This window comes from Pseudomonas fluorescens (assembly GCF_002837185.1).
GTDB lineage: Bacteria > Pseudomonadota > Gammaproteobacteria > Pseudomonadales > Pseudomonadaceae > Aquipseudomonas > Aquipseudomonas fluorescens_AM.
Genome location: NZ_KZ478049.1, coordinates 1 through 5364, shown reverse-complemented (window position 1 = coordinate 5364; position 5364 = coordinate 1). Strand labels below are relative to the sequence as shown.

Below are 5364 nucleotides of genomic sequence, written 5' to 3'. Positions count from 1 at the left end.
CTGTAGAATTCGCCTCCCGCTTACGAGAGATCGCAAGCGCAAGTGGTTGAAGTTGTTGAAGAAATCTTCGAAAACTTCTAAAAATAACCACTTGACAGCAAATGAGGCTGCTGTAGAATGCGCGCCTCGGTTGAGACGAAAGATCTTAACCAACCGCTCTTTAACAACTGAATCAAGCAATTCGTGTGGGTGCTTGTGGAGTCAGACTGATAGTCAACAAGATTATCAGCATCACAAGTTACTCCGCGAGAAATCAAAGATGTAACCAACGATTGCTGAGCCAAGTTTAGGGTTTCTTAAAAACCCAAAGATGTTTGAACTGAAGAGTTTGATCATGGCTCAGATTGAACGCTGGCGGCAGGCCTAACACATGCAAGTCGAGCGGTAGAGAGAAGCTTGCTTCTCTTGAGAGCGGCGGACGGGTGAGTAAAGCCTAGGAATCTGCCTGGTAGTGGGGGATAACGTTCGGAAACGGACGCTAATACCGCATACGTCCTACGGGAGAAAGCAGGGGACCTTCGGGCCTTGCGCTATCAGATGAGCCTAGGTCGGATTAGCTAGTTGGTGAGGTAATGGCTCACCAAGGCGACGATCCGTAACTGGTCTGAGAGGATGATCAGTCACACTGGAACTGAGACACGGTCCAGACTCCTACGGGAGGCAGCAGTGGGGAATATTGGACAATGGGCGAAAGCCTGATCCAGCCATGCCGCGTGTGTGAAGAAGGTCTTCGGATTGTAAAGCACTTTAAGTTGGGAGGAAGGGCAGTTACCTAATACGTGATTGTTTTGACGTTACCGACAGAATAAGCACCGGCTAACTCTGTGCCAGCAGCCGCGGTAATACAGAGGGTGCAAGCGTTAATCGGAATTACTGGGCGTAAAGCGCGCGTAGGTGGTTTGTTAAGTTGGATGTGAAATCCCCGGGCTCAACCTGGGAACTGCATTCAAAACTGACTGACTAGAGTGTGGTAGAGGGTGGTGGAATTTCCTGTGTAGCGGTGAAATGCGTAGATATAGGAAGGAACACCAGTGGCGAAGGCGACCACCTGGACCAACACTGACACTGAGGTGCGAAAGCGTGGGGAGCAAACAGGATTAGATACCCTGGTAGTCCACGCCGTAAACGATGTCAACTAGCCGTTGGGAGCCTTGAGCTCTTAGTGGCGCAGCTAACGCATTAAGTTGACCGCCTGGGGAGTACGGCCGCAAGGTTAAAACTCAAATGAATTGACGGGGGCCCGCACAAGCGGTGGAGCATGTGGTTTAATTCGAAGCAACGCGAAGAACCTTACCAGGCCTTGACATCCAATGAACTTTCTAGAGATAGATTGGTGCCTTCGGGAACATTGAGACAGGTGCTGCATGGCTGTCGTCAGCTCGTGTCGTGAGATGTTGGGTTAAGTCCCGTAACGAGCGCAACCCTTGTCCTTAGTTACCAGCACGTTATGGTGGGCACTCTAAGGAGACTGCCGGTGACAAACCGGAGGAAGGTGGGGATGACGTCAAGTCATCATGGCCCTTACGGCCTGGGCTACACACGTGCTACAATGGTCGGTACAGAGGGTTGCCAAGCCGCGAGGTGGAGCTAATCCCACAAAACCGATCGTAGTCCGGATCGCAGTCTGCAACTCGACTGCGTGAAGTCGGAATCGCTAGTAATCGCGAATCAGAATGTCGCGGTGAATACGTTCCCGGGCCTTGTACACACCGCCCGTCACACCATGGGAGTGGGTTGCACCAGAAGTAGCTAGTCTAACCTTCGGGAGGACGGTTACCACGGTGTGATTCATGACTGGGGTGAAGTCGTAACAAGGTAGCCGTAGGGGAACCTGCGGCTGGATCACCTCCTTAATCGACGACATCAGCTGCTCCATAAGTTCCCACACGAATTGCTTGATTCATTGAAGAAGACGATAGAAGCAGCTTCAAGCTTTAAGCTACAAGCTTCAAGTTTGATTGCGTAACGCATCAAAATTGGGTCTGTAGCTCAGTTGGTTAGAGCGCACCCCTGATAAGGGTGAGGTCGGCAGTTCGAATCTGCCCAGACCCACCAATTTTAGTGTCGCAACCCGTTAAAAAGCGGGGCCATAGCTCAGCTGGGAGAGCGCCTGCCTTGCACGCAGGAGGTCAACGGTTCGATCCCGTTTGGCTCCACCATTAACTGCTTCTGCTGTTAGAGTTTAGAAATGAATATTCTGAAGTGAATATTGATTTCTAGTCTTTGATTAGATCGTTCTTTAAAAATTTGGGTATGTGATAGAAAGATAGACTGAACGTTACTTTCACTGGTAACGGATCAGGCTAAGGTAAAATTTGTGAGTTCTCTTAACGAGAAATTCGAATTTTCGGCGAATGTTGTCTTCACAGTATAACCAGATTGCTTGGGGTTATATGGTCAAGTGAAGAAGCGCATACGGTGGATGCCTTGGCAGTCAGAGGCGATGAAAGACGTGGTAGCCTGCGAAAAGCTTCGGGGAGTCGGCAAACAGACTTTGATCCGGAGATGTCTGAATGGGGGAACCCAGCCATCATAAGATGGTTATCTTACGCTGAATACATAGGCGTAAGAGGCGAACCAGGGGAACTGAAACATCTAAGTACCCTGAGGAAAAGAAATCAACCGAGATTCCCTTAGTAGTGGCGAGCGAACGGGGACTAGCCCTTAAGTGGCTTTGAGATTAGCGGAACGCTCTGGAAAGTGCGGCCATAGTGGGTGATAGCCCTGTACGCGAAAATCTCTTAGTCATGAAATCGAGTAGGACGGAGCACGAGAAACTTTGTCTGAATATGGGGGGACCATCCTCCAAGGCTAAATACTACTGACTGACCGATAGTGAACTAGTACCGTGAGGGAAAGGCGAAAAGAACCCCGGAGAGGGGAGTGAAATAGATCCTGAAACCGTATGCGTACAAGCAGTGGGAGCCCACTTTGTTGGGTGACTGCGTACCTTTTGTATAATGGGTCAGCGACTTATTTTCAGTGGCGAGCTTAACCGAATAGGGGAGGCGTAGCGAAAGCGAGTCTTAATAGGGCGTCTAGTCGCTGGGAATAGACCCGAAACCGGGCGATCTATCCATGGGCAGGTTGAAGGTTGGGTAACACTAACTGGAGGACCGAACCGACTACCGTTGAAAAGTTAGCGGATGACCTGTGGATCGGAGTGAAAGGCTAATCAAGCTCGGAGATAGCTGGTTCTCCTCGAAAGCTATTTAGGTAGCGCCTCATGTATCACTGTAGGGGGTAGAGCACTGTTTCGGCTAGGGGGTCATCCCGACTTACCAAACCGATGCAAACTCCGAATACCTACAAGTGCCGAGCATGGGAGACACACGGCGGGTGCTAACGTCCGTCGTGAAAAGGGAAACAACCCAGACCGTCAGCTAAGGTCCCAAAGTTATGGTTAAGTGGGAAACGATGTGGGAAGGCTTAGACAGCTAGGAGGTTGGCTTAGAAGCAGCCACCCTTTAAAGAAAGCGTAATAGCTCACTAGTCGAGTCGGCCTGCGCGGAAGATGTAACGGGGCTCAAACCATACACCGAAGCTACGGGTATCACGTAAGTGATGCGGTAGAGGAGCGTTCTGTAAGCCTGTGAAGGTGAGTTGAGAAGCTTGCTGGAGGTATCAGAAGTGCGAATGCTGACATGAGTAACGACAATGGGTGTGAAAAACACCCACGCCGAAAGACCAAGGTTTCCTGCGCAACGTTAATCGACGCAGGGTTAGTCGGTCCCTAAGGCGAGGCTGAAAAGCGTAGTCGATGGAAAACAGGTTAATATTCCTGTACTTCTGGTTATTGCGATGGAGGGACGGAGAAGGCTAGGCCAGCTTGGCGTTGGTTGTCCAAGTTTAAGGTGGTAGGCTGAGATCTTAGGTAAATCCGGGATCTTAAGGCCGAGAGCTGATGACGAGTTGTCTTTTAGATGACGAAGTGGTTGATGCCATGCTTCCAAGAAAAGCTTCTAAGCTTCAGGTAACCAGGAACCGTACCCCAAACCGACACAGGTGGTTGGGTAGAGAATACCAAGGCGCTTGAGAGAACTCGGGTGAAGGAACTAGGCAAAATGGCACCGTAACTTCGGGAGAAGGTGCGCCGGTGAGGGTGAAGGACTTGCTCCGTAAGCTCATGCCGGTCGAAGATACCAGGCCGCTGCGACTGTTTATTAAAAACACAGCACTCTGCAAACACGAAAGTGGACGTATAGGGTGTGACGCCTGCCCGGTGCCGGAAGGTTAATTGATGGGGTTAGCTAACGCGAAGCTCTTGATCGAAGCCCCGGTAAACGGCGGCCGTAACTATAACGGTCCTAAGGTAGCGAAATTCCTTGTCGGGTAAGTTCCGACCTGCACGAATGGCGTAACGATGGCGGCGCTGTCTCCACCCGAGACTCAGTGAAATTGAAATCGCTGTGAAGATGCAGTGTATCCGCGGCTAGACGGAAAGACCCCGTGAACCTTTACTATAGCTTTGCACTGGACTTTGAATTTGCTTGTGTAGGATAGGTGGGAGGCTTTGAAGCGTGGACGCCAGTCTGCGTGGAGCCAACCTTGAAATACCACCCTGGCAACTTTGAGGTTCTAACTCAGGTCCGTTATCCGGATCGAGGACAGTGTATGGTGGGTAGTTTGACTGGGGCGGTCTCCTCCTAAAGAGTAACGGAGGAGTACGAAGGTGCGCTCAGACCGGTCGGAAATCGGTCGTAGAGTATAAAGGCAAAAGCGCGCTTGACTGCGAGACAGACACGTCGAGCAGGTACGAAAGTAGGTCTTAGTGATCCGGTGGTTCTGTATGGAAGGGCCATCGCTCAACGGATAAAAGGTACTCCGGGGATAACAGGCTGATACCGCCCAAGAGTTCATATCGACGGCGGTGTTTGGCACCTCGATGTCGGCTCATCACATCCTGGGGCTGAAGCCGGTCCCAAGGGTATGGCTGTTCGCCATTTAAAGTGGTACGCGAGCTGGGTTTAGAACGTCGTGAGACAGTTCGGTCCCTATCTGCCGTGGACGTTTGAGATTTGAGAGGGGCTGCTCCTAGTACGAGAGGACCGGAGTGGACGAACCTCTGGTGTTCCGGTTGTCACGCCAGTGGCATTGCCGGGTAGCTATGTTCGGAATAGATAACCGCTGAAAGCATCTAAGCGGGAAACTAGCCTCAAGATGAGATCTCACTGGAACCTTGAGTTCCCTGAAGGGCCGTCGAAGACTACGACGTTGATAGGTTGGGTGTGTAAGCGCTGTGAGGCGTTGAGCTAACCAATACTAATTGCCCGTGAGGCTTGACCATATAACACCCAAGCAATTTGACTACTCTAACGAGCATCAGATTGCGGTGTGTGAAGACGAGATGAACCGAAAGTTCGA

Annotated in this window: 2 tRNA genes and 2 rRNA genes; all 4 read left to right on the top strand. The window is 51.0% G+C overall.

The features are described 5' to 3' along the window. Positions 1-316 precede the first annotated feature (316 nt). Positions 317-1853, top strand: a 16S ribosomal RNA gene (locus CIB54_RS27170). Positions 1854-1978: 125 nt separating this feature from the next. Further along, a tRNA-Ile gene (locus CIB54_RS27165) sits at positions 1979-2055 on the top strand. Between the two features lie 28 nt (positions 2056-2083). Next, positions 2084-2159 (top strand) — tRNA-Ala (locus CIB54_RS27160). A 236-nt stretch (positions 2160-2395) separates the two neighbouring features. Then, positions 2396-5287: ribosomal RNA gene (locus tag CIB54_RS27155) — 23S ribosomal RNA — on the top strand. The 16S and 23S rRNA genes sit together here with 2 tRNA genes alongside, the layout of an rRNA operon. Positions 5288-5364: the final 77 nt, after the last annotated feature.